21 protein-coding genes are annotated in these 23,260 nt (G+C 63.1%); 6 read left to right on the top strand and 15 right to left on the bottom strand.

The features are described 5' to 3' along the window. Positions 1 to 221: 221 nt before the first annotated feature. The 6 genes from ACQY4G_RS03395 to ACQY4G_RS03370 all read right to left on the bottom strand — a co-directional run bounded on the left by ACQY4G_RS03395 (position 222) and on the right by ACQY4G_RS03370 (position 8,462). Positions 222 to 746 carry an Hsp20/alpha crystallin family protein gene (locus ACQY4G_RS03395; RefSeq protein ID WP_421993112.1) on the bottom strand — a complete coding sequence of 175 codons (525 nt, stop codon included), beginning with the start codon at positions 744 to 746 and terminating at the stop codon, positions 222 to 224. A 75-nt stretch (positions 747 to 821) separates the two neighbouring features. Continuing rightward, a complete protein-coding gene (locus tag ACQY4G_RS03390) occupies positions 822 to 2,948 on the bottom strand; it encodes an acetate--CoA ligase family protein (protein WP_421993110.1) in 2,127 nt (708 codons plus the stop codon). Beyond that, on the bottom strand, positions 2,945 to 5,608 hold the full coding sequence (locus tag ACQY4G_RS03385) for a cation-translocating P-type ATPase (protein ID WP_421993108.1): 2,664 nt from the start codon (positions 5,606 to 5,608) through the stop codon (positions 2,945 to 2,947). The genes ACQY4G_RS03390 and ACQY4G_RS03385 overlap by 4 nt, the downstream gene beginning before the upstream one ends. Positions 5,609 to 5,623: 15 nt before the next feature. Beyond that, positions 5,624 to 6,217, bottom strand: coding sequence for a GNAT family N-acetyltransferase (locus ACQY4G_RS03380; protein WP_291168839.1), 594 nt, complete (start codon positions 6,215 to 6,217; stop codon positions 5,624 to 5,626). Then, positions 6,205 to 7,455, bottom strand: coding sequence for a L,D-transpeptidase family protein (locus ACQY4G_RS03375; RefSeq protein ID WP_421993106.1), 1,251 nt, complete (start codon positions 7,453 to 7,455; stop codon positions 6,205 to 6,207). The genes ACQY4G_RS03380 and ACQY4G_RS03375 overlap by 13 nt, the downstream gene beginning before the upstream one ends. Then, positions 7,452 to 8,462, bottom strand: coding sequence for a zinc-dependent alcohol dehydrogenase family protein (locus tag ACQY4G_RS03370; protein WP_421993104.1), 1,011 nt, complete (start codon positions 8,460 to 8,462; stop codon positions 7,452 to 7,454). The genes ACQY4G_RS03375 and ACQY4G_RS03370 overlap by 4 nt, the downstream gene beginning before the upstream one ends. Before the next feature lie 293 nt (positions 8,463 to 8,755). Between ACQY4G_RS03370 and ACQY4G_RS03365 the strand changes: the two genes are divergently transcribed. Both ACQY4G_RS03365 and ACQY4G_RS03360 read left to right on the top strand, forming a co-directional pair. After that, entirely contained in the window at positions 8,756 to 9,853 is a 1,098-nt protein-coding gene (locus ACQY4G_RS03365; RefSeq protein ID WP_421993102.1) for a PAS domain-containing sensor histidine kinase, read from the top strand. Further along, complete coding sequence (locus ACQY4G_RS03360) at positions 9,846 to 10,505, top strand: response regulator transcription factor (protein WP_067696203.1); 660 nt, start codon at positions 9,846 to 9,848, stop codon at positions 10,503 to 10,505. Before ACQY4G_RS03365 ends, ACQY4G_RS03360 begins: the two co-directional genes overlap by 8 nt. A gap of 6 nt (positions 10,506 to 10,511) precedes the next feature. Here ACQY4G_RS03360 and ACQY4G_RS03355 read toward each other — a convergent pair whose 3' ends face one another. From ACQY4G_RS03355 to ACQY4G_RS03335, 5 genes are all read right to left on the bottom strand, one after another. Continuing rightward, entirely contained in the window at positions 10,512 to 10,724 is a 213-nt protein-coding gene (locus ACQY4G_RS03355) for a hypothetical protein (RefSeq protein ID WP_291177312.1), read from the bottom strand. Between the two features lie 298 nt (positions 10,725 to 11,022). Then, on the bottom strand, positions 11,023 to 11,460 hold the full coding sequence (locus tag ACQY4G_RS03350; RefSeq protein ID WP_421993100.1) for a hypothetical protein: 438 nt from the start codon (positions 11,458 to 11,460) through the stop codon (positions 11,023 to 11,025). 54 nt (positions 11,461 to 11,514) lie between these two features. Next, a complete protein-coding gene (locus ACQY4G_RS03345) occupies positions 11,515 to 12,309 on the bottom strand; it encodes a slipin family protein (RefSeq protein ID WP_067695666.1) in 795 nt (264 codons plus the stop codon). Between the two features lie 16 nt (positions 12,310 to 12,325). Then, positions 12,326 to 13,693 (bottom strand): NfeD family protein, encoded by a 1,368-nt coding sequence (locus tag ACQY4G_RS03340; protein ID WP_421993098.1) that lies wholly within the window; start codon positions 13,691 to 13,693, stop codon positions 12,326 to 12,328. Positions 13,694 to 13,884: 191 nt separating this feature from the next. Further along, positions 13,885 to 14,649 carry a sulfite exporter TauE/SafE family protein gene (locus ACQY4G_RS03335; RefSeq protein WP_421993096.1) on the bottom strand — a complete coding sequence of 255 codons (765 nt, stop codon included), beginning with the start codon at positions 14,647 to 14,649 and terminating at the stop codon, positions 13,885 to 13,887. Between the two features lie 299 nt (positions 14,650 to 14,948). On the opposite strand from ACQY4G_RS03335, the gene ACQY4G_RS03330 reads away from it, so the two are divergent. Next, on the top strand, positions 14,949 to 16,751 hold the full coding sequence (locus tag ACQY4G_RS03330; protein WP_421993094.1) for a flavin-containing monooxygenase: 1,803 nt from the start codon (positions 14,949 to 14,951) through the stop codon (positions 16,749 to 16,751). A 72-nt stretch (positions 16,752 to 16,823) separates the two neighbouring features. Here the strand turns inward: ACQY4G_RS03330 and ACQY4G_RS03325 are convergent, their stop codons facing one another. Then, the gene (locus ACQY4G_RS03325; protein WP_421993092.1) at positions 16,824 to 18,878 is read right to left on the bottom strand and encodes a S9 family peptidase; all 2,055 of its coding nucleotides are present in this window, start codon (positions 18,876 to 18,878) and stop codon (positions 16,824 to 16,826) included. A gap of 277 nt (positions 18,879 to 19,155) precedes the next feature. On the opposite strand from ACQY4G_RS03325, the gene ACQY4G_RS03320 reads away from it, so the two are divergent. Together ACQY4G_RS03320 and thiC are read left to right on the top strand one after the other, a co-directional pair. Then, positions 19,156 to 19,554, top strand: a complete 399-nt coding sequence (locus tag ACQY4G_RS03320; RefSeq protein WP_425061714.1) for a hypothetical protein — start codon at positions 19,156 to 19,158, stop codon at positions 19,552 to 19,554. A gap of 31 nt (positions 19,555 to 19,585) precedes the next feature. Beyond that, positions 19,586 to 21,487, top strand: a complete 1,902-nt coding sequence (gene thiC, locus ACQY4G_RS03315) for a phosphomethylpyrimidine synthase ThiC (RefSeq protein WP_421993086.1) — start codon at positions 19,586 to 19,588, stop codon at positions 21,485 to 21,487. Positions 21,488 to 21,497: 10 nt separating this feature from the next. Here the strand turns inward: thiC and ACQY4G_RS03310 are convergent, their stop codons facing one another. From ACQY4G_RS03310 to ACQY4G_RS03300, 3 genes are read right to left on the bottom strand one after another with little or no spacing between them, the layout of a single operon-like run. Next, positions 21,498 to 21,884, bottom strand: a complete 387-nt coding sequence (locus ACQY4G_RS03310; RefSeq protein ID WP_421993084.1) for a hypothetical protein — start codon at positions 21,882 to 21,884, stop codon at positions 21,498 to 21,500. A 59-nt stretch (positions 21,885 to 21,943) separates the two neighbouring features. Then, complete coding sequence (locus tag ACQY4G_RS03305; RefSeq protein ID WP_421993082.1) at positions 21,944 to 22,420, bottom strand: hypothetical protein; 477 nt, start codon at positions 22,418 to 22,420, stop codon at positions 21,944 to 21,946. Next, positions 22,413 to 22,853, bottom strand: a complete 441-nt coding sequence (locus ACQY4G_RS03300; protein ID WP_421993080.1) for a hypothetical protein — start codon at positions 22,851 to 22,853, stop codon at positions 22,413 to 22,415. Before ACQY4G_RS03300 ends, ACQY4G_RS03305 begins: the two co-directional genes overlap by 8 nt. A gap of 130 nt (positions 22,854 to 22,983) precedes the next feature. Here ACQY4G_RS03300 and ACQY4G_RS03295 point away from each other — a divergent pair, with 130 nt between their 5' ends. Then, positions 22,984 to 23,211: an AbrB/MazE/SpoVT family DNA-binding domain-containing protein gene (locus tag ACQY4G_RS03295; protein WP_421993078.1), complete on the top strand. Its 228-nt coding sequence runs from the start codon at positions 22,984 to 22,986 to the stop codon at positions 23,209 to 23,211. The last annotated feature ends 49 nt before the right edge of the window (positions 23,212 to 23,260 follow it).

Below are 23,260 nucleotides of genomic sequence, written 5' to 3'. Positions count from 1 at the left end.
CGATCTCGGCTTCAAGGCCGAATAATCGAAACCGTGGAACGTCTGGACGAGGCTGCCGCCGTTCCCGGCCGAGCAGACCGATCGACAGCATCGCAATCAAAAAAGCTATCCCGGCCGAAGGGGGCAAAGAAGGCCGGGATAGCATCTGCTGGATAGCCGGATCGCCGAGCTATCCATTTCATCGTCGGCGCTGATCGGGGGACGGCCGACGAGTCGTGACTTCAGGCCTCTTTGGGCGCCGAAATCTCGATCTTTCGCGTCTTGGGCGACGCATTTTGGTCGCGAGGAATCGCGATCGTGATAACGCCGTTATCGGTCTTCGCTTCGATTGCATCGACTACCGCGTCCTGCGGCAGGGATATGCGCCGCTCGAATGCGCCATAGCGCCGTTCCGAAACGCTGTAGTCGCGCTCCTTCTCTTCACGCGCTTCCCGTTTTTCGCCTTTGAGCACCAGCATGTCGTTCTCGAGAGTGAGATCGATATCGTCCGGAGCGACGCCCGGCACCTCGACGGAGAGACGGTATTCTTCGTCGGTTTCCTTCATTTCCAGCGCCGGCATCGGCATGGAAGCGAGATAGCGGGAGCCAAAGTGCGCGGCCGGAAAGCGCGGCGGGAACTCGTCGAACATTCGGTCGACTTCGCCACGCAGCCGACTGAACGGTTCGCGCAGATAATCTGCCAAACCGGAATGCTCGCGCCGCTTTTCCGCAAGAAGCATTTCTTCGGCCATGATTGACTTCTCCATGGGCTGGTTGGGGGGCGACTCATACGGTTTCCGGTCGATCGACCCGATACGGAAACCCCCTTAGCGCGCGCGAAATCAGGCGAGAATCACTCGCGCATCGAGCGAGATCACACCATCCGTATCGGCGAGCAGCGGGTTGACGTCGAGCTCCGCAATTTCGGGCAGAGCGAGACTGAGCCGGGAAAGCGCCTCCAGCACCTCGACAATCGCCTCGAGATCGGCGGGCGGGATATGCCGGTATCCTCCGAGCACGCGCGAGATACGCGTATCGGCAATTATCTCGCGGGCCTGTTCGGGAGAAACGGGCGGCAATCCGATCGCCTTGTCGGCGATGACCTCGATCGCCGTCCCACCCGCGCCGAACAGAACGACGGGTCCGAAAGTCTCGTCGGTCGCGATGCCGGCAAAGAGCTCGTGCGCCGTCTTGCGTGCAATCATCGGCTGCAATGCAAAACCCTCGATCCGCGCTGCGGGGAAAATTCCCCTGATATGGGCGTGCATGGCCTTGGCGGCCCGGCGCACGGACGCCGCATCGGCGAGCCCCAGGGCCACACCCCCATGGTCGGATTTGTGCGTGATGTCGGGCGAGACGATCTTGAGCGCGAAGGGGGGATCGATCCCGGCGCACGCGGCATCGATCTCTTCGACGGAACCGACATGGCGGGTTTCGACGACGGGGATGGCGAACAGGCGGAGCAGGTGTTTTGCCTCGATCTCGCTCAGGATCTTGCGTCCATCTGCCGCCACCGTCTTCAGCAGCGCCCGGGCCGCTCGTAGGGTCCCCTCGGACACGGCCTTCTGCGCATGGCGAGGTCGTACCCGGCCAGAGCGCTCGGCCTGGATCAGCACGCCGAATGCGCGCACCGCATCGGCCGGATTGGCGAGCACGGGAATGCGTGCGGCCTGCAGGACGGCCGCTGCAGAAGCGTAATTCTCGTCGCCCAGCCAGCATCCGAATACGGGTTTGGTCAGCCCCCGCGCTCGCGCTTGTTTCACCGATTGCGCTGTGACCCATGCTGCCTCGCCGGGCGCGATCAGTCCGGTCGGGCAGTTCATGACGAGAACCGCATCGACTCCGCCGTCGGCGATCACGGCGTCGATTGCGACGCGGTAACGGGCGGCATCGGCATCTCCGATCACGTCCACCGGATTTCCGCGCGACCATGTGGTCGGGAGAGACCGATCGAGCGTCGCCATCGTTTCTGAACTCAGTTCGGCCAGACGCGCACCGGTCGCCGCCATCGCGTCGACGGCGAGAATGCCTGCACCGCCGCCATTGGTGACGATCGCCAAGCGCCCGCCGGCTCCGTCGGGATAGCGGTCCAGCAGGTGAGCCGCGTCGAACATGTCTTCGAGCGTGTCGACGGTGACGATGCCCGTTTCGCGAAATGCGGCGCGGTACACGTCCCAGGATCCGGCCAGCGCCCCGGTGTGGGAAAGTGCCGCCCGGCCGGCCGCTCGACTTCGCCCGGCCTTGAGCGCGATAACCGGCTTGATCCGGCTGGCAGCGCGCGCCGCCTCGACAAATCCCAGCGTGTCCGTCAGCCCTTCGAGATAGAGCAGGATCGCGCTGGTATTCCGATCCTCGGAAAACAGCCGGATCAACTCGCCCATGCCGGTCTGGGCCATGTCGCCGACCGACACGACTGCCGAAAATCCCACGTCGCGCGGTTTGGCCCACTGCAGCATGGCGGTGGCGATCGCACCGCTTTGCGAGAGTAGCGCAAGATCTCCCGGGGCCGGCATATCGAGCGCAAACGAGGCATTGAGGCGATGATGCGGCAATATGATGCCCAGGCAATTGGGACCGACGAGGCGGATACCGGCAGCGCGCGCGGCATCGAGCATGGCCGAGCCTTCCTCGGTCGTCCTGCCGAGTCCTGCGGAGATCACGATCGCCAACCGGATGCCTTTGGTGCCGAGTTCGCCGATCGCCTCGGCAACCGCCTTGGCCGGAATAGCCAAAACCGCCAACCCCGGGCCCGACGGCAGATCGGACAAGGCCGTGAAATGCTCCGCGCCCGCCACACCGAGCGGTTTCGGATTGACGGTCTGAACCACATAGGATCCGCGCCCCGCCAGCAGGTTGTCGCAAATCACCTTTCCCACCGAGCCAGCCCGGTTGGATGCTCCGACCAGCACGATGCGCGATGGGCGAAGCCAGGCGAGATCGAATTGCGGCAGTTCGCTGGATCGGTTCATCGATTGCCCCTGATGCTCGGGGCGCCTGAAAAATGCATCGCCTCTTCCGGGGCACGCTCCATCCGGATCAGCCACCATTTGGCGATCTCGGTGACGAGCAGCACTGCGAGTGCGGCCCCTGCGCAGAGCCACAGGAAACCGCTATCGACCGGCGCGGTGTCGAGCAAACTCTGCAATGCCGGCACGGTCATGGCGGCGATCTGCAGCAGGATGGCCACGGCCATACCAACGAACATCCAGCCGTTTTCCGGGGCATGCCAGCGCCAGAAGGGCAGCTTCAGATTGCGGATGCTGAGCAGGAAGGCGATCTGGAACGTGACCACCATCACCAGGACGTGGTTGCGGGCATCCTCGATCGGCATATCCAGGGCCAGTCGGTCATGAAGAACCCAGACCGCGATAACCGTCATCAGCGCTGCACCCGGGAACATCAGGATCAAGGCTTCACGATCGATCAGCGAAGCCAGCTTGCGTTGCGGCGGGTGCTGCAATTCGTCGCCGTCCCCCTTGCCGAAGCCGAGCGTCACGTCGAGCACTCCGTTGGTCACCAGGTTGAGCCACAAGAGCTGCACCGGCGTGAGCGGCATCGCCAGGCCCAGTGACAGCGCGAGGAGGAACATCAGGATTTCCGCCGCGCCGGTCGCCAGCATGAAGAGCACGATCTTGCGGATATTGGCGAAGGTGACTCGTCCCTCTTCGACCCCGGCGACGATCGTGGCGAAATTGTCATCGGCGAGTACGAGATCGGCCGCGCCGCGCGCGACGTCGGTGCCGCTTCGTCCCATGGCGATCCCGATATCGGCCATACGCAGCGCGGGGGCATCGTTGACCCCGTCGCCGGTGACGGCCACGATCTGGCCTGCCTCTTCGAGCGCTCTCACGATTGCGAGCTTCTGTGCCGGTTCGGTCCGCGCGAAGATCTGCCTGCCCACCACCCGCTCGGCAAAGGCCTCCTCGTCACCACGGCGAGAACCCAGCTCCCGACCGGTGATGACACTCGCCTCGTCGACATCCATTCCGAGTTGGCGCGCAATCGCGAGCGCCGTGGCGGGATGGTCCCCGGTAATCATGACCACGCCGATGCCCGCCTCGTGGCATTTGGCGACCGCCTCGACCACGCCATGGCGGAGCGGATCGGTCAATCCGACGAAGCCCAGCAATTCGAGGTTGCGCAGATGGCCGCGAATGCTGCCGCCGCCGGTCTGAGCCTGCCCTCGGGCAAGCGCAAGGACGCGGAATCCCTCTCCTGCCAGCCGATCGGCCAGGCCCTGCTCGTCCGCAAGCGAATCCCCGCACATCGGCAGCACCGTTTCGGGCGCACCCTTGACTACGGTTCGGGTTCCCTCACCCCAGTCCGCTTCGACCGCCGCGTAGCGCAGCGCCGGCTCGTAAGGGACGATCGAGAGGCGGTCCGCAGCGATCAGGCGCTCGACATCGCCGCCGTTCTCACGCGCGAAATCGAGCAGTGCCAGATCGACCGCATCGCCCACCGGGCTGCCGTGTTCCCGCAACTGCGCCTCGTTGCACAGGCCCGCCGCCGCGGCCAGTTCCGCCAAGGCGTGGTCGGCGCCACCCGTTTGCCAATCCGCCCGCGCGATCGACCGGCCATCGGGCAAGACGACCCGCTCGACGGTGAGCCTGTTGACGGTCAGCGTGCCGGTCTTGTCGCTGGCGATCAGAGTGCAGGCCCCCAGTCCCTCTACCGCCGGGAGGGCCCGGACGATGACGTTGCGGCGCGCCATCCGGCTCGCCGCCGCCGACAGCGCGACCGTTACTGCGACCGGCAGGCCTTCGGGAATGGCCGCCACGGCCAGGGCTATCGCCAGCAGCACGATCTCGCGCCAGCCTTGCCCCTCCAGCGCGAGCATGGTGCCCAGAACGACGATCAGAATAACCGCGATAAGCGCGATCTGACGGGCGAGCACGTTCATCCGCCTGATCAGGGGAATGGCGCCCGCACTTCGACCGGCTTCGGCGAGGGTAAGGTCGATATCGCCCAACTGCGATTGCGAGCCGGTCTGCGTGACCACCGCCAGCGCCCGACCTTCAACGACCGATGTGCCAGCGTGGACCATGTTGGTGCGATCGGCCACGGGCGTGTCGATGCCCAGATTCTCGCTCGCCCGCTTGGCCACCGGCATGGATTCACCGGTGAAGGTAGATTCGTCGGCTTCGAGCCCGATGGCCTCGATCAGGCGCATATCGGCAGTGACCGACATCCCGCTTTCCAACTCGACGATGTCGCCGGGGACGATGTCTTCCGAGGCCACATCGCGTGTCACCCCGCTTCTGCGCAGTCGCGCTATCTGCGGCACGAGCGACCGCAGCGCGCGTGCGCTGGCATCCGCCTTGAGTTCCTGAAACGCACCGATCGAGGCGTTGAGTATCAGCACGCCGAAAATGAAAGTCGCGTCCCAGCGGTCGCCGATCACCAGCGACAGAACGCCCGCGACCAGAAGCAGATAGATGAGGGGGCTGCGGAACTGGCGCAGGAACACCTGCGCCGGGCCGACCATTCTGGCTTCGGGCAATCGATTGGGCCCGTGCCGTTCGAGCCGGGCGTTCGCTTCTCCCTCCGACAACCCGTGCCGATCGACCCTGAGCGCGTCGAGCGCCTCGGCGGCAGACATGGCGTGCCAGGCGCGGTCCTCGGCGGTCATCTGGGACGAGATTGGCTAGAAGGTCTTTTCGGCCAGTTTCAGCGTGGCGTCATCCGGGCAGCTACGGATGGTGAAGCCCATCTCCCGTTCGAGCTGGAGCGCGTCGGCCTGACTTGCGCTCTCGAGCGAGACGATCTTGCCGATTCCCATCGCCTCGGCATAGCGGGCCGCATGGTCCAGCAGGGCCCAGCTGATCCCGCGATGCTTCATGTCTTCGCGTGTGCACACCGCGAACTCGGCAGTTTCGAAATTCTCGTCCGCCCCCAGCATCGCGCTGGCGATGATCTCTCCGCTCTCCTGGTCGATGGCGAGGAAATCGATGCTTCGGTCATCGTCGTCCCGCACCATCTGCTGCAAGCGTTCCTCATCGACTTTTCGCAGGCCCGACAGGAAACGGAAATACAGATCCTGCGGCGCCACGCGATCGAAGAACCGTTGTAGCGCGTCGCGATCATCGGGTCGCGCCGGCGTTATGAGAAATTCCATGCCGGTATGCGTCGTCACAGGGCCGCTCCATGTTTCCTCGGCCTCGCGGTTCGAAAACCGCTTCGGAGGCGATCCTTCCGGCGGGTTCGGGAGGTCGGTGGTCGGCGTGGTCAGATCGGGCATGGCGCGGCTCCTGCAACGGCAGCGAGACTGTCCGATGAGCCTGCGGGCGGCGATCCGTAAATGCCCGTAGCCCCGGCCCGCGAGGAGGGCGGCAAAACCACCGGATCGCGGCTGTAAAGATCCTCCAGGAACCGGATTTCACCCGAGGATGCCGGCTCCGCCGTGAAGTAGGTCACGTAGAGAGGCACATCCTCGGACATCTCGATCGTCTGCGTTTCTTCGCTCGCTACCGCTTGTTCGATCATCGCCAGCGTCCAACCGTCGCGCGCGAGCAACCTCGCTGCAAATGGCAGCGCACGGTCGACACGCACGCACCCATGGCTGAAGGCGCGGCGGTCCTCGGCGAACAGCTCGCGATTCGATGTGTCATGGAGATAGACGCTGTAGGGGTTGGGCATCACGAGCTTCATGCGACCCAGCGCATTCTTTTCGCCCGGCATCTGCCTGTAGCGGCCGTTCTGATAGATATAGCCTCGCGCACGCGCGGCGGCCGGATTGCGGCGAACGAAACGCGCGATACCCTCGGCAGCGATGCTCGAAGGGATGTTCCACCAGGGATTGAGGACCACCCCGGTGACATCGGTGCCGAATACCGGCGTTCGGGTGGAAGGTTTGCCGATGATGACGCGCCAGCGTGCGCGCACACGGCCCCCTTCCCACAAGGTGACGTACTGCGAAGCGATGTTGACCAGCAGATAGCGTCGGCCGAGGTTTGCGGGCATCCACCGCCATCGCGCGAGGTTTCGGGCGATGACCCTTTTCCGATCTGCGTCGGTCTCTTGCGCGAACGCAGTCGCCAAGGCGGCATAGTGGCGGTGCGAGGGCCGAACGGAGCGCAGGTAGAGATCGAGCCGATCCTCGCGAAGGGCACGTTCGAGACCGGCGTGAAGGTCGGCGTCGCGTCTGCTGCCATCGATATGCCACCAGGCAGGCCGCCTCGCGCCGCAACATCGACCGCGCCACGCCCGAAGGAGAACGATCGCCGCCTCGTTGGACACGGTATCGAGCCGGTCTCGATCGCCGCTGTCGATGGCCGCACGAAGGCGGGGCATGCTGTCGGAAGGCAGGGCGAGGGCTTCACCGGGCGCGCGCTCGATCCAGCGCAAGAGGGTCTCGGCCTGCGTCGGAGTCCACGCCGGGGCGGCGTGCGCGGGAGCGGAAAGGAAGAGGGCGGCGGCAAGCAATAGCCGGGCCAGGCCGCCGATCGTAGGATCGATGCGCGTCGACGGGATATTCATGGGACCACCACGGCGGCGCCCTTGATCCGCCCGTCGCGCAATTTGTCGAGCGCTTCGTTCGCATCGTCGAGCGCGAACCGTTCGATCCGGGTTCTGACGGGCAGGTCCGCAATCGCGGCAAAGAACGCCTCGCCATCGGCGCGGGTCAAGTTTGCCACGGAACGCAGCTTTCGCTCGCCCCAGAGCAATTCATAGGGGAAGGCGGGTATGTCGCTCATGTGAATTCCGGCGCAAACGACGGTGCCTCCCTTTCTGACCGCGGAGAGGGCGAGAGGAACCAACGCGCCCACCGGCGCAAAGATGATCGCGGCGTCTAGCTCGAAGGGCGGGGTCACATCCGATCCACCAGCCCAGGCACACCCCAGTCCGCGCGCGAATTCCTGTCCCTCTTCGTCGCCTGGACGGGTGAAAGCGGCGATCGTGCAGCCGAGACTTGTAGCGATCTGTGCAAGGATGTGGGCCGATGCGCCGAAACCATAGAATCCGATCGTCTGCGCATCGCCTATCTGGCCAAAAGCGCGATATCCGATCAGGCCCGCGCAGAGCAGCGGCGCAGCATGCGCATCGTCGATCGCGGGCGGAAGCGCGAAGCAATAATCCGCTTCGGCCAAGACGTGCGAGGCAAAGCCGCCGTCGACGGAAAAACCGGTAAATTGAGGGGCGTCGCACAGATTCTCCTGGCGTGTGCGGCAATATCTGCACTCGCCGCATGTCGCGCCCAACCAGGGAATGCCGATACGATCGTCCAAGTCGAAACGCGTGACCGCGTCCCCCATCGCAACGACCCTGCCGACGATCTCGTGCCCGGGAACGATCGGTCGTAATCCACGAATGTCGCCATCGACAACGTGCAGGTCGGTCCGGCACACGCCGCAGGCTGCCACCTGGACCACGACTTGCGATGCGTTCGGGGCGGGCATCGCCCGTTCGACCATCTCCAGGGGCGAACCTACTTTCTTGAACTCCATCGCGCGCATGATTGCCGTGGGCGAGGCGCGCCCGTTCATGGTCCGAAACGGCTCAAGCGTCCGATCCGCTCGAGCCGGCCCTTGCGATGGACGGTGATTGGCGCGTGGCCATAGCGATCCCGTTTTTCGCCGACATGGCAATCGCTGATCGGTACTCGGGCCATGCGACCGACATGCCCAAAGCATGATTCGCGTTGGATGCGTAAATCACCGTATACTCATTGCAATCGCGGGTCCCCCCCCCTCGCGATTCGAAGGTGGGTGGTATGGAAACGGTCGACGACAGCAATCAAAAGGCGCCGTCCTTTATTTCCTTGCGCAATGCCGAGGGAATGCATGCACTCATCGATACTGTGCCCGACGCGATGGTCGTCATCGATGGAGAGGGAAGTATTCGCTCCTTCAGCAAGGGCGCGGAGGAGATGTTCGGCTATGGCGAGGCGGATGTTCAGGGCGAAAATGTCAGCCTGCTGATGCCTTCGCCCGATCGGGAAAACCATGATCGCTATATCCGGCGGTATCTCACTACGAACGAGCCGCATATTATCGGAATCGGCCGGGTCACGACGGCACGGCACCGCAACGGCAATACCTTTCCCATCAAGCTGTCGATCGGAGAAATCGAAACCGCGGAGGGACAGGGCTTCGTCGGGTATATCCGCGATCTCACCGAGAGCCATGCGACCGAGCGCGAACTGCATACGCTGCAGTCCGAGCTGGCCCATGTGTCGCGCATTTCGTCGATGGGCTCCTTGGCAACCTCGCTCGCGCACGAATTGAACCAGCCCCTGACCGCGGTAGCGAACTACGCGAATGCCGCGCGGGACCTGCTCGACGAGCCGGGCGAGGAGAACATGGCCCTCATCCGGGAGGCGCTGGAGCAATGTGCTGCCGAGGCTCTGCGTGCCGGGCAGATCGTCCATCGCCTGCGCGATTTCATCAAGCGCGGCGAGACCGAACGGCAAATCGTCAGCCTGCGCCGCATTATCCAGGAGGCAGCGGCGCTCGCCTTGATGAATGGCGATGGCAAGGGCGTCGATTTCGAGACGAGGCTGGACGCATCGCTAGACAAGGTCCTCGTCGATCCCGTGCAACTCCAGCAGGTCGTGCTCAACCTCCTCCGCAACGCGCTCGAAGCGATGCTGGAATCGCCGCACAGACAGTTGAGGGTTATCACGACCGCGACAGAGAAGGCCTTTGTCGAGGTCACCGTTGCCGATAGCGGTCCGGGCCTCGACTCGAAGATCGCCGATCACCTGTTTCACCCGTTCAAGAGCACCAAGTCGGATGGTATGGGGCTCGGTCTCTCGATTTGCCATTCCATCGTGCAATCGCATGGCGGCAAGATTTGGGTAGAACCTTCGGATTTGGGAGGAACGGCGTTTCACTTTACTGTGCCGTTGGCGGAGACAGGAAATGGCGATGACTGAATATCCGATCTATCTCGTGGACGACGATGCCGCCGTCCGCCGTTCGGTCGGGTTTATGCTCAAGACCTCCGGCCACAAGGTCGAAACCTATGTCGATGGATATGAATTCCTGAAAGAACTGCGTTCGCTGGAACCGGGCTGTGTCCTGCTCGACATTCAAATGCCCAAGAGCGACGGGTTGGAAGTGCAAGCCGAGTTGCGTGACCGCGGCGTCGCTTTCCCGATCGTCGTCATGACGGGTCATGGCGACGTCGACGTGGCGGTGCGCGCGATGAAGGCCGGTGCCGTCGACTTCATCGAGAAACCCTTTGCCAAAGAGACCATGCTCGAGGCGGTCGGCGAGGCGTTCGAACGGCTGGATAGATCGGACGCCAAGAGCAGGCGGCGACAGGAAGCCGAAATGCTGCTCAACGGCCTCACGCCGCGCGAGCGCGAAGTGCTGGAAGGGCTTGCGCAAGGCCATCCCAACAAAACCATCGGCTACGATCTCGGAATCAGCTCGCGCACGGTCGAAATACACCGCGCCAACCTGATGAAGAAGCTCGATGTCTACAACCTGTCGGACCTGCTGCGCATTGCCTTTGCCGCGGGTGTGGGTGAAGAAGCAGGCGCGGACATCGGGACCCAGCCGACCGACGGGCCGGCGACCTGAATCGGCTTAGTCGGGCCTGATCGCGGCGACCCGGAACGGGATGGGGCCATTGGCCAGTTCGATGATTTCGAGCATCCTGCCGATCCTCAACGCGCAATCTTCGAACCACGCGATATCGTCGGTTTGCGGACCATTGTTCGTGACGATGAAATGCCATGTCGCTTCTTCGCGCACGATGTAGCCCGAGCGGTCGGGTTCGCTGGGCCAAAATCTCCTCATCGTTGCGCGGCGCTGATCCACGGCGTGCATTAGCGGGTCGATATGCCCATTCGAATTGAGAGGGACCCGCAGGAGATAGGCACGGGTTGCGGACCCGGCGGGAAACACGCCGGTCGGCGCATGCTCAAGTCTGACCAATCTCCAGGGCACTCCGTCAAGCACCCCCTTATCCTTTTATACACCGCTCCCGGCGGGCGGCGATCGCCCGCCGGGAGGCCGCAGTATCGCAAGTCGACGGGCGACGAATCTTCCCGTAAATGTCCCTAGTTTGGGCACGCAGGCGAATGGGGCGCGGCCCTCACTTGGTGAAGCCCGACCCCAACCCATAGACCCGGGCGCCAATCAGAGCGGCAAGGGGCGCTTCGAAAAGGCCCCAGACAATCGAGACGATCGCGATTCCAAATGTCACGAATCCGTTCGCCCACACCGACAGCAGGAACAGGACATAGGCGATGAACCAGAAGGTGAAGGCGGCGACGACCGCCGCCTTGGTATCCGACCGGAAACGCGGGCGCATCGCCGCATAGAGCCAGATCAGAACCACACCGTAGGACAGTGTGAGTATGCTACCGGAAGCGTACTGGGCGGTGCCGGGTTGCGAGATCCCGAAGTCATGCCTCAATTCGGCCCAGTGCTCGGCCAAAAGGACCGCATTCAGCACGTACTCGCCGACGATGATGACGAGACCCGCCACGATGCCTCCGAGTAGGATGCGCGCGAGATGGATGTCCTGCATGGTTCTTCTCCCCGATTACGATTTCTTCCCACGGCCGGGCTCATTGGCGCTTCTTCAGGTCGATCGAGCTTCGGCATCGGTGGATCCTTCGTTCTTTCGCCCAGCCAGCCAATCGCCCAGCCCGATCGGGAAGGGAAAGACGATGGTCGAGCTGTTCTGTTCGTTGGCGAGCACGTTAAGGGTCGAAAGATACCGCAGCTGCATCGCTTCGGGCGCTTCGGACAGGACGCGGGCAGCATCGAGCAGCCTGGCGGCGGCCTGGTGCTCGCCCTCGGCATTGATCACTTTGGCGCGGCGTTCGCGTTCGGCCTCGGCCTGTCGGGCTATTGCCCGAACCATCGATTCATCGATGTCCACATGCTTGATTTCGACATTGGCGACCTTGATGCCCCAGGCATCCGTGTTCTTGTCGAGAATTTCCTGCAGGTCCTCGTTCAGCTTGTCGCGCTCCGACAGCATTTCGTCGAGCTCGTGCTTGCCGAGCACCGAACGCAGGGTGGTTTGCGCCAGCTCGCTGGTCGCCTGCGCGAAATTCTCGACCTGTATGATCGCGCTTTCGGGATCGACGATGCGGAAATAGACCACAGCGTTGACCTCCACCGACACGTTATCCTTCGAGATCACGTCTTGGGTCGGGACATCGAGCACTATGGTGCGCAGATCGGTGCGTACGATCTGTTGCACGAACGGGATCAGGATGATGAGGCCCGGACCCCTGACACCAGTGAACCGACCGAGCGTGAACACGACGGCGCGCTCGTACTCGCGCAGGATCTTGATCGCGGCCCAAAGGAAGAGAAGAACCAGAAGGACCAGCGAGCCGACGAAACCAAAATTCACATATTCCATCGTTATCTCCCGGCTTTCAATTCTCGCTCGCGGCCGATCGTGAGACCGTGAGGTTCAAACCCGCAATCTCGTCGATGACGACCGTCTCGCCTTCTTCCAGGCGATCGGGTCCGTGGGCGTTCCAGCGTTCGGAATGAACGAACACGTGGCCTTTGCCATTGCGCCAGTCGAGCACCGTCGCGGTCACGCCGATCAACTCCTCCGCGCCGGTAACGACGGGGTGTCCGAACGAGCGAATGCCGACCCGCGCCACGAGAACGACTAGTCCCGCCCCGAAGACGGCCAGGGCGGCGATCACGGACCAATTGACCCGGAAATCCGGCACGTCGGTGTCGAACAGCACGGTCGCGCCGAACACGAAGGCGATCACTCCGCCTATGCCCAATATGCCGAACGACGGTGCAAAGGCCTCCGCCACCATCAGCCCGACCCCCAGCGCGATCAGCGCCACTCCCGCAAAACCGACCGGAAGCGCGGCGAGCGCATACAGGGCGATCAGGAGCGAGATCGCGCCGATGGTTCCCGGCACCAGCGCGCCCGGATTGAGGAACTCGAAAACCAGCCCGTAGACGCCGATCATCAGCAAGAGCAGCGCGATATTGGGATTGGTGATCGTCGCCAGGATCTGGGTGCCCAAACTCGGTTCGATTTCGTTGATCAGGAGACCGGCGCTGCTCATCGCGCGTGTCTCGCCGTCCACGATGTATTCACGGCCGTCCAGTTGCCCGAGCAGCGATGCCGGATCGGATGCGACGACGTCGATCACCCCTTGTTCCAGCGCCGCATTGGCGGACAGGCTCGCAGCACCGCGTACCGCCTCTTCGGCCCATTCGGCGTTGCGCCCGCGCATTTCGGCAAGCGAGCGGATATAGGCGACGGCATCGTTGACCGCCTTTCGTTCCGCGGCGTTTGCCGGAACGGCTCCCGTGTCCTGCTCGTCATCGGAGGGTTGCTCGGGAGCGGGCATGCCGCCGATCTGTATGGGAGTCGCCGCGCCGAGATTGGTGCCCGGCGTCATCGCCGCGAAATGGCTGGCGTAGAGAATGTAGGTTCCGGCGCTCGCTGCCCTTGCCCCGCTGGGATGGACATAGGTGGCGACCGGGATGGGCGATGCAAGGATATCCCGAATGATGTCGCGCATCGAGGTGTCGAGGCCGCCGGGTGTATCCATGGCGACGATGACGAGGCTGGCGTCCGCCTGCCTCGCCTGCTCCAGACCGTTGGCCAGGAACGACGCGGTCGCCGGGCCGATCGCCCCTTCGACGCGGAGCAGGATCGCTTCTCCGGATGAGGACCTGGAGGCAGAGCCGAGCACGATTGCCACCGCAACCAGCATCAGCAGGATGCTGCGGACGATCCACCGGCTGCCGCGCGATGCGAGCATCGAAATTCGCTTCCTTCCTGCATCCAGGGCGAACCGGTCGGTACGGCTTCGAAGCGGCCGCAATCGCCCTGAAAAGCGGGGGGATTGCGACATACCCTTCCCGCCTTGGCTATACGGATTTTCGCGGATACGCCGGGCATGACGGTCGGACGGCCTCGGCCTCGGCCGCGTGGCGCTGCTCGTCGTGGGGATCACAGGACGCTGGTGGACAGCCAGTAGGTCGTGGTCGCGCTCAATACGCTGCCGACCAGCACCAGCATGACAGGTGCCGGAAGGCGTTTCGCAACGATTGCGCCAAGAGGTGCGGCCAGCACGCCTCCGATGAGGAGTCCCAGGGTCGCGCCGGCCAGTTCTTCGATCCCGAGCTGGCTGACGAAGGCCCCCGATATGGCAACTGCGACAAAGAACTCGGCGCTGTTTACCGAGCCTACCACTTTGCGCGGCTCGGTGCCCTGAAGCATCAGCCCGGAACTCACGACCGGTCCCCAGCCGCCTCCACCGATCGCATCGAGAATGCCGCCGCTAAATCCGAGAGGCACGACCGCCTTGGGCGTGCGCTGCCGAAACTGGCCATGGATGCCCTTCAGGATCAGGATCACGCCAAGCAGGCCGAGATAGGCGAGAACGAAGGGCTTGACGGTATCGCCGTCGATCTGGGTGAGGCCGTAGGCCCCAATCACGCCCCCCAGGACGCCGGGCAGGGCCACTTTCAGGAACAGCCGCTTGTCGATGTTGCCGCTCAGTGCGTGGCTCGCGCCCGACACCGCCGTGGTGAAGCATTTTATGATGTGAACCCGGTAGGATGCCTGTGCGGGCGGGATACCCATGAAGCCGACCAGCAAGGTGGTTGCGATGGCTCCGAAGGCCATGCCCAATGCGCCATCGACCAATTGGGCCACGAACCCGATCGCGACAAAGGGAAGCAGGTCTCCCCAGGCGGCGTCGACAAAATCCATTTCTCGGCTCCCCCCGACGAACTAGGGCCACCCGTGTTTCGCTCGTATGCGGGAATATACGTGTCCGTGCACTCGCGCGAACCACCAGGGGAGTTCCGCGCACCCCCACTTGCCGTCCCGAGCCGGAATGGGCGTGGCTCGTTCGGCGCCGAGCCCCTGGGCAAGAGGGCATGCTCGTCCGAATAGCCGATAGGCCGACATTCCTCAGGCCCCGGCAGGGGGGCCTCTTGCCGCGCCTTCCTGGACGACGCATGATGGTTCGGTTGCGAATCGAGACTGACGCGGCGGGGGAGAGAGACATGGCTACGGCCCACAAGGACGGCGTAATCGACAAGGAGGCTCTGCGGCGAAAATATGCCGAGGAGCGCGACAAGCGGCTGCGCGCCGATGGTTCGGCGCAATACAAGCGGCTCGAAAGCGAATTCTCCGGTCTCGCCATCGATCCCTATACGCCGCGTGAAGAGCGCGATCCGGTCAGCGATCATGTGACCTTCGCCTTCATCGGTGGCGGTTTTGCCGGGCTGGTCGTCGGGGCGCGGCTCAAGGAAGCGGGGATCGACGACTATCGCATCGTCGAAAAAGGCGGCGATTTCGGGGGGACGTGGTATTGGAACCGTTATCCCGGCGCGCAATGCGACACGGCTAGCATGATCTACATGCCGCTGCTTGAGGAAACCGGGCACATGCCGAGCGAGAAATACGCCCACGCCCCCGAAATCCGCGACCATTGCAGCCGCATCGGCAAGCAGTACGGCCTCTACGACAACGCGCTGTTCCACACGGAGGTAACCGACGTCCAATGGGACGAAGGTCGCAGGCTGTGGATCGTGCGGACCGATCGCGGCGACGAATTCACCGCCAAATATGTCGGCATGGGCACGGGGCCGCTGCATGTCGCCAAATTGCCGGGCTTGCCCGGGATAGAGCAGTTCGAGGGCAAGAGCTTCCACACCAGTCGGTGGGACTATGGCTACACCGGCGGGACGCCCGAAGGCGAGCCGATGACGGGGCTGGCCGACAAGCGCGTGGCGATTATCGGTACGGGTGCCACGGCGGTGCAGGTCGTGCCCAAGGTCGCCCGCGATGCCAGGGAAGTGTTCGTCTTCCAGCGCACGCCGTCGAGCGTCGATGAACGCAACAACCGCCCGCTCGAACGCGACTGGTTCGACAGCGTTACCGGACCCGGCTGGCAAAAGCAGTGGCAGGAAAATTTCGTCGCCAATCTCGGTGTCGGCTTCCCGGCGGAAGATCTCGTCGATGACGGCTGGACCGATCTCGGCAAGCGCATCCGCGCGCAAGTCGTCGACATGCCGCCCGAAGAACGTACGCCCGAAGGCATCATGGCCGCCTTCGAGGATGCCGATAACGAGAAGATGAGCGAAATTCGTGCACGCGCCGAAGCCATCGTCGGCGGCGAAGCGGGCGAGAAGCTCAAGGCCTGGTATCGCCAGCTGTGCAAGCGCCCGTGCTTCCACGATGAATACCTCCAGGCTTTTACCCGGCCCAACACGCACCTCGTCGATACCGACGGCAAGGGCGTCGAGCGGATCACCGCCAAGGGCGTCGTCGCCAATGGCGAAGAATATGAGGTCGACTGCATCGTCTATGCCTCGGGCTTCGAAGTCGGCACCGATTTCACCGAGCGCGCGGGATACGATGTGACCGGGCGTGGCGGGCAGACGCTGTCGGACTACTGGGCGGGCGGCATGCGCAGCTTCCATGGGCTGCATGTGCACGGCTTTCCCAACATGTTCTTCGTCCAGCAGAACCAGGCTGCGGCCTTCATCGCCAACTATCCGCACAATCTCGTCGACCATGCAGACACAGTGGCCTGCGTGGTCGGCCATGCGGAAAGCGAAGGCCATGCGGCGGTCGAGCCGAGCGCGCAGGCCGAACAGAAGTGGATCGATTTCCTGCTCACCGGTCCGGGCGCGCGCCTGGGCAGTACCGAATGCACACCCGGCTATTACAACAATGAAGGGCAGGGCTATGGCGAGCAGGAACGGTTCGCGCTCGGCCATCCAGCCGGGGCGCTAGGCTTCTTCAACCATATCGACCAGTGGCGCAAATCGGGAAAATTCGAGGGTCTCGAATTCAGCTGAGCCACCGGCGGCGGACACGGAAAGGCCGCGCGACGCAGGGTCGCGCGGCCTCGTTTTCATGAGCCGAGAGGATCAGTCCTCGCTCTTGGTTCCGGTCGTGCCGGCCGGAAGCTCGGGGCGTTCGGCTGGCAGGGCGGCGTTGCGGTCGCCCGTCTTCAGATAGGTGTCGAACCAGCGCATCATGCGCAGATTGTAGTCGTAGCGCGCGGCGGCCTTGCGGTTGCCATGGCCTTCGCCCGGGTAGAAGACCATCCGCACCGGCGTATCGGGCTTGCGGATCTTGATCGAGCGATAAAGCTCGAGGCTCTGGCCCGGATCGACGCGGGTGTCTTCCTCGCCATGCATGATGAGCAGCGGGGTTTCCGCCTTGTCGACATGATAGATGGGGCTGACCTCGAGCATCTTCTGCCAGTCGTCCCACGGCCAGGCGCGGCTGTGAACGTTGTACATCTCGAAAGGAATGTCGCCCGTCCCGAACTTGCTGATCTGGTTCGAGATGCCGACGAACATGACGCCGGCGGCGAATTCCTCGCTCCAGCGGGTCGAGGACCAGGCGGTGGCATAGCCGCCATAGGACCCGCCGGTCACGCCCACGCGATCGGCATCGGCAATGCCTTCGGCGACCAGCGCGCGCTTGGCGTCGACCAGATCGGTGAATTCGGGGTCGGTGTAATTGCCCTGGTGTTGCTTGGAGAACGCAGTGCCGTAGCCGGTCGAGCCGCGGTAGTTGGGCAGGAAGACGGCATAGCCCTGGCCCGCCGCGACCTGGCCGGGCTTGGAATATGCGGTCTGCCAGCCATTGCTGTCATGCGCTTCCGGCCCGCCGTGGACGTTGAGGATCAGCGGGGCGCCGCCTGCCGGGGCGCCGCCGACCGGCTCGATCAGCACGCCTTCGACTTCCTGACCGTCGCGCGCGGTGTAACGGAAGGTGCGCTGCTTGCCGAAGTCGATCTCGGACAGCCAGGGGTTGTGGCTGGTCCAGCGGGTGAAGCTGTCGCCGTCGAGGCGGAACAGCTCGGTCGGGTGGCGCGGCGCGCTCGCCTCGACCGCGATGACCGAACCCTCGGTCTCGACATTGCTGATGATCAGCGCGCCGGGATCGATTTCGCGTGCAAGCGAACCGTCGAGATTGTGGATGCGCAGCACGCTCTGCGCGCCGACATGCACTGCCGCGATCAGGCGGCCGTCATCCATGTATTCGACGTCGATCACCGCTTCCGGCGCGCCCGCATTATGTGGCGTCACCGTGCCGGTGGCGGTATCGACGAAATGGATCGTGGTCGCCGCCGGATCGTTTATGTCGACCGCCGCGATCAGCGCCAGCTGGCTCGCATCGGGCGAGATTTCGACATCGTCGATCTTGCCCGGCGTGTTGATGACCAGGCGCACATCGCCCGAAGCCATGTCGAGAATATTGACCTTCTTGTTGACGTACTGGTCGTCGATCAGCGTGGTGGGCGCCGTTTCGATCACGCCGATGCGCGAATCGTCCGCGATCTGGAACGAGGTGACGTAGCCAGGAACGCTGACTTCCTGTGGTTCGGCATCGGGTTCCATGCCGATACGCGCGCGGAAGAGGCGGTTGAGCTGCTGCTCCTCCTCGTAGACGACCGAGTTGAAGCCGGCCTCGCTCTGCTTGGTGCGATCCTTGTCCTCTTCCGCCGCGACCAGCAGGTGCATATGGCTGCCATCGGGCGACCAGGCATAGGAGCGCACGGCTGCGCCTTCGACAGCGGCGAGCTTGCGCTGTGCGCCGCCATCCACGGGGATGCCCCATACGGCGGTTTTATCGTCTCCGTCGGCCCACAGGAAGCTGACCATGCGGCCATCGGGCGAGAACCGGACGCCGCTGACATTCATGTCGTCGGGCAGGAACTCGCGCACATTGCCGGGGCCGTAGGCCATCGACAGCTGCTGCGTCGTGGTTCCGTTCTCCTCGCCTTCGGTGACGTCGGGGAGCCGCGCGGTCGTATAGGCGACACGGCTGCCATCGGGCGAGACGGCGATGGTGCCGACGCTTTCGAGCTTGGCGACGTCTTCGGGGGTCATCGGCCGTGCCTGCGCCTGCGCGGCGATCGAGGCGGTGGCGAGCAAGGCGGCGGCGGTGAGCGGCGCGCGAAGTTTCATATCGGTTGAATCCTCTCCTTAGGGGGTGGTGGGGCCGCTATAGCGATAGGACGGTGCGGGGCAAACCGACGCATGTCGGGTTCGGCTCGACAGGGACGGTGCAAGTGCGTACAATTCCAGCCAACCCCGGGGAGCCAGCAGAGTCTTCGTGCTTTGGGCTGAGAGGGGCAGGTTGCGCTGCCCGACCCGTCGAACCTGAACCGATTAGCATCGGCGGAGGGAGTGGGCGGCACATGCCAAGGGTCCGCTCTCCATCCGCCAAGAGGAGAGATTTCGCGTGGCCGACGCTATCGACATCCCCGCCTGGATCGCCCTGTTTTTCGGGCTCTATGCGCTGTCCGCGGCGATCGGCGAATTGCGCATGCCGGGCGGCTGGGCGGCGCTGCTCGCCCATTTCGAACGCGATATCGGCTTGCGCTTTCTCAGCGGGATCGTCTGCATCGCCCTAGGCGCGGCGATCTACCTCGTTTCGCCATGGCGGCCGGACGACTGGCTTGCCGTGCTCGTCACCGTCCTCGGCGGGTGGATCGCTATCGAAGGTGCGCTCATCCTCGCCTTCGGCGACAGTTTCCTTGCCATCGCCCGGCGCCTGATGGGCGCCGCGAACAAGCTCTGGGCGTGGCTCTCGCTCCTCATGGGCGTGGTGCTGATCGCCGCCGCGCTCATCCGTCTCTAACGTTCCCCCAATCCAAGGAAGGTCCTCATCCATGGCCGACATCAATTCCAAATTCGACATCGGCGTCACCACCGGCCCGATCCGCGGCAGCCGCAAGGTCCATGTCGGCGCGAAGAGCGGCTCGGGCATCCGTGTCGCCATGCGCGAGATCGACCTCGAGGGCGGGGAGCCCAGCGTGCGCGTCTACGACACTTCCGGCCCCTACACCGATCCCGATGCGACCATCGACATCCGCGCCGGCCTCGAGGCCAAGCGCCGCGAATGGATCATGGCGCGCGGCGATGTCGAGGAATACGATGCACGCGAAGTGAAGCCCGAGGATAACGGCCAGCTCGGCCCCGACCGTTCGGGCGGCGTCCCGGCCTTCCCCAATGTCGTCAAGCGCCCGCTGCGCGCCAAACCGGGCGCAAACGTCACGCAAATGCACTATGCGCGGCAGGGCATCGTCACGCCCGAGATGGAATATGTCGCCGAGCGCGAGAACCTCGGGCGCGAAATGCTGCGCGATGCGGCGGCCTACGAGACCGCGCGCGACGGCGGCCAGCCCTGGGGCGCCAGCGTGCCCGATTACGTCACCCCCGAATTCGTCCGCGACGAGGTGGCCCGCGGCCGCGCGATCATCCCCAACAACATCAACCACCCCGAAACCGAGCCGATGGCGATCGGGCGCAACTTCCTCGTCAAGATCAACGCCAATATCGGCAATTCCGCCGTGGCCAGCGACGTCGCCTCCGAGGTCGACAAGATGGTCTGGTCGATCCGCTGGGGCGCGGACACGGTCATGGACCTCTCGACCGGGCGCAACATCCACGACACGCGCGAATGGATCATCCGCAACTCGCCCGTCCCCATCGGCACCGTGCCGATCTACCAGGCGCTGGAAAAGGTCGGCGGCATTGCCGAGGACCTGACCTGGGAGATCTTCCGCGACACGCTGATCGAGCAGGCCGAACAGGGCGTCGACTATTTCACCATCCATGCCGGCGTGCGCCTGCCCTATGTCCCGATGACCGCCAAGCGCGTCACCGGCATCGTCTCGCGCGGCGGCTCGATCATGGCGAAATGGTGCCTCGCGCATCACAAGGAGAGCTTCCTCTACGAGCGCTTCGACGAGATCACCGAGATCATGAAGGCCTATGACATCGCATATTCGCTGGGCGACGGCCTGCGCCCAGGCAGTATCGCCGACGCCAATGACGAGGCGCAATTCGCCGAGCTCTACACGCTGGGCGAGCTCACCAAGCGCGCCTGGGAGCAGGACGTGCAGGTGATGATCGAAGGACCCGGCCACGTGCCGATGCACAAGATCAAGGAGAACATGGACAAGCAACTGGAAGCCTGCGGCGAGGCGCCGTTCTACACGCTCGGCCCGCTCGTCACCGATATCGCGCCCGGTTACGACCACATCACCAGCGGCATCGGCGCGGCGCAGATCGGCTGGTACGGCACCGCAATGCTCTGCTACGTCACGCCCAAGGAACACCTCGGCCTGCCCGACCGCGACGACGTGAAAGTGGGCGTGGTGACCTACAAGCTCGCCGCCCACGCCGCCGACCTCGCCAAGGGCCACCCGGCCGCCAAGGTCCGCGACGACGCGCTGAGCAAAGCCCGCTTCGAATTCCGCTGGCGCGACCAGTTCAACCTCAGCCTCGACCCCGACACCGCCGAGCAATACCACGACCAGACGCTGCCCGCAGAAGGCGCCAAGACCGCCCACTTCTGCTCCATGTGCGGCCCGAAATTCTGCTCGATGAAGATCACGCAGGAAGTGCGCGACTTCGCGGCGAAGCAGAACTCGGACAGCTACCTCGCGAGCGAGAACATCAAGCGCGAGACCTCAGCCGAGGAGGCCGAGGAAGCGGAGAAGGGTATGGAGGAGATGAGTGAGGTGTACCGCGAGAAAGGGGAGAAGTTGTATTTGCCGGAGGAGTGAGCATTTGAATTCAACGAGTCAGGCGCAGGATCGCACCGACTGACCAGATCAAAGTGGTAGCTGTGATCGTAGTCGCGACTGACATCGCGACGAACGAAGCCAACGCAATCGTAGGTTCTGCTTGGTAACTTGCGAAAGTGCCTATCGAAACGATGGCGAAACCAAAGAATCGCCAGAGTGCTGATTGCAGCAATTGGACCAGCTGGCTGAAGCTTTTCGATTCCCGCAAAAGTGCCATACTCTCAGATTTAGTGTGACTGATTAGGAAGCTGGCCGTCGCTAAGCTGAAGCCGAGAAGTGTGGCGGAGATTGTTCCCGCTGTCAGGAATATGCGGCCATCTATTTCGTTCGGCGAACCGAAGAGTAGCCCATTTCGCCAGGCGATCGTAAACGCCACGCCAACTATGCTTGCAACTAGCCAGTCCGCAACGATTCTGTGCCTGAAATACCTTCGCATCAAAATTCACTTGATACTGCCGACTGACGCAATCGCTCGATGTTCTCGGAATAGGCCCGTTCGAGAACGCGATAAGCGTCCTTTGTGTCTATACCACGAGATCGCGAACTGCTCCGAATAAACTCCTCTGCAGTGACCATCTTGCTTTCGAGGATATCGATGTAGCGTGTCATACGCGCTTCTTCGTCCCTGCCACTAGCCAGAATGCTGTTGAATTGATCGCGCTGGTGCGGGTTCCGTTTAATCATGTTGGCAAGCTTGTTGGCTAACTTCAGCAACTTTGCCGAACTGTTATCGGCAGTCATTTTTAGGCCGACGCGCTTTGTTGCACCCAATGATTCTAGCGCTTTGATCGCATCGTAGAGGCTTTCATCTGCCTCTTTAGCGAGTTCAGCAGTGTCTGGGGGAACCTCAACTTCAAGAACCCTAACCGAATTGAGCTTCGCGAGCGTTTGAACAATATCGCGTTCAAGCAATGGCAGAAACGCTGGGGGGGTCGTTGAGTTTGCCCTTTTCCAAGAAATATGGGGTCATCTGAGACAACTTCGGTCCGTCAGCGTTCCATTCAGCCGCTACAAATCCATCTTTGAAAATCACGATATGAGACAGGTCGACAAGGCCTGCATCTTCGTCGAGAGCAAGCGTTTCGAGTTTACCTACTTGTTCTATCTGGGGCAGCCCATCACGACGGATCTTGCCAAATCGCAGCTTGATTGGGAATTCCAAGGTGTCCGGATAAAGCGAATATCTGTAGGGTGATGCTCCATCAGTCCGGTAACGCCCAGTATCGCTAAATTCCAAACCGTCTATACGCTCACAGGCGCTAGGCAGGCCGTCTCTCACCTGATCAAAGTGCGCGATCCGAAAAAAATAGACCTTTCGAGTAATGGTCGGTTCTTCGCGTGCCATTTTTAATCCTTTCAGAACAACCATATTCAGGGTTCGCACTTTGTTCGTCAATGCAACTTTCTAAGTTTTCAGCAACTCTTGGAAGTCTTTGAAACTTGCTCTTCACTGAGCTGCGCGTTATAACTCCCGTATGAACAAGCCGCTCAAGATCACCAGGATCGGCAATTCCGCCGGGATCGTCCTGCCCAAGGACGTGCTGGCGCATCTCGACCGGCAAGTGGGGGACGAGCTGACGCTGGTGCTCAAGCCCAACGGGATCGAGCTTGTCGGCGGGGTGCCGGATTTCGAAGAGCAGATGGCCGCAGCGCGCAAGGTCATGGCGGCACGCAAGCGCGCGCTGCGCGAACTGGCGAAGTGACTTTCTCACGTCATCCCAGCGAAAGCTGGGATCTCCATCGTATCGCTCC

Source organism: Qipengyuania sp. (genome assembly GCF_965277845.1).
In the GTDB taxonomy this organism is placed as follows: domain Bacteria; phylum Pseudomonadota; class Alphaproteobacteria; order Sphingomonadales; family Sphingomonadaceae; genus Qipengyuania.
Note: the sequence above shows the minus strand (reverse complement) of the source record. Positions and strands in the feature narration are given on the sequence as shown.

Coding starts and splice junctions, on each gene's coding strand:
- ACQY4G_RS03360 (WP_067696203.1), top strand. CDS start 9,846: ATGACTGAATATCCGATCTATCTCGTGGACGACGATGCCGCCGTCCGC.
- ACQY4G_RS03365 (WP_421993102.1), top strand. CDS start 8,756: ATGCATGCACTCATCGATACTGTGCCCGACGCGATGGTCGTCATCGAT.
- ACQY4G_RS03325 (WP_421993092.1), bottom strand. CDS start 18,878: ATGAAACTTCGCGCGCCGCTCACCGCCGCCGCCTTGCTCGCCACCGCC.
- ACQY4G_RS03335 (WP_421993096.1), bottom strand. CDS start 14,649: ATGGATTTTGTCGACGCCGCCTGGGGAGACCTGCTTCCCTTTGTCGCG.
- ACQY4G_RS03295 (WP_421993078.1), top strand. CDS start 22,984: ATGAACAAGCCGCTCAAGATCACCAGGATCGGCAATTCCGCCGGGATC.
- ACQY4G_RS03345 (WP_067695666.1), bottom strand. CDS start 12,309: ATGGAATATGTGAATTTTGGTTTCGTCGGCTCGCTGGTCCTTCTGGTT.
- ACQY4G_RS03390 (WP_421993110.1), bottom strand. CDS start 2,948: ATGAACCGATCCAGCGAACTGCCGCAATTCGATCTCGCCTGGCTTCGC.
- ACQY4G_RS03300 (WP_421993080.1), bottom strand. CDS start 22,853: ATGGCACGCGAAGAACCGACCATTACTCGAAAGGTCTATTTTTTTCGG.
- ACQY4G_RS03375 (WP_421993106.1), bottom strand. CDS start 7,455: ATGAATATCCCGTCGACGCGCATCGATCCTACGATCGGCGGCCTGGCC.
- ACQY4G_RS03355 (WP_291177312.1), bottom strand. CDS start 10,724: ATGAGGAGATTTTGGCCCAGCGAACCCGACCGCTCGGGCTACATCGTG.
- ACQY4G_RS03370 (WP_421993104.1), bottom strand. CDS start 8,462: ATGAACGGGCGCGCCTCGCCCACGGCAATCATGCGCGCGATGGAGTTC.
- ACQY4G_RS03380 (WP_291168839.1), bottom strand. CDS start 6,217: ATGCCCGATCTGACCACGCCGACCACCGACCTCCCGAACCCGCCGGAA.
- ACQY4G_RS03340 (WP_421993098.1), bottom strand. CDS start 13,693: ATGCTCGCATCGCGCGGCAGCCGGTGGATCGTCCGCAGCATCCTGCTG.
- ACQY4G_RS03395 (WP_421993112.1), bottom strand. CDS start 746: ATGGAGAAGTCAATCATGGCCGAAGAAATGCTTCTTGCGGAAAAGCGG.
- ACQY4G_RS03350 (WP_421993100.1), bottom strand. CDS start 11,460: ATGCAGGACATCCATCTCGCGCGCATCCTACTCGGAGGCATCGTGGCG.
- thiC (WP_421993086.1), top strand. CDS start 19,586: ATGGCCGACATCAATTCCAAATTCGACATCGGCGTCACCACCGGCCCG.
- ACQY4G_RS03330 (WP_421993094.1), top strand. CDS start 14,949: ATGGCTACGGCCCACAAGGACGGCGTAATCGACAAGGAGGCTCTGCGG.
- ACQY4G_RS03385 (WP_421993108.1), bottom strand. CDS start 5,608: ATGACCGCCGAGGACCGCGCCTGGCACGCCATGTCTGCCGCCGAGGCG.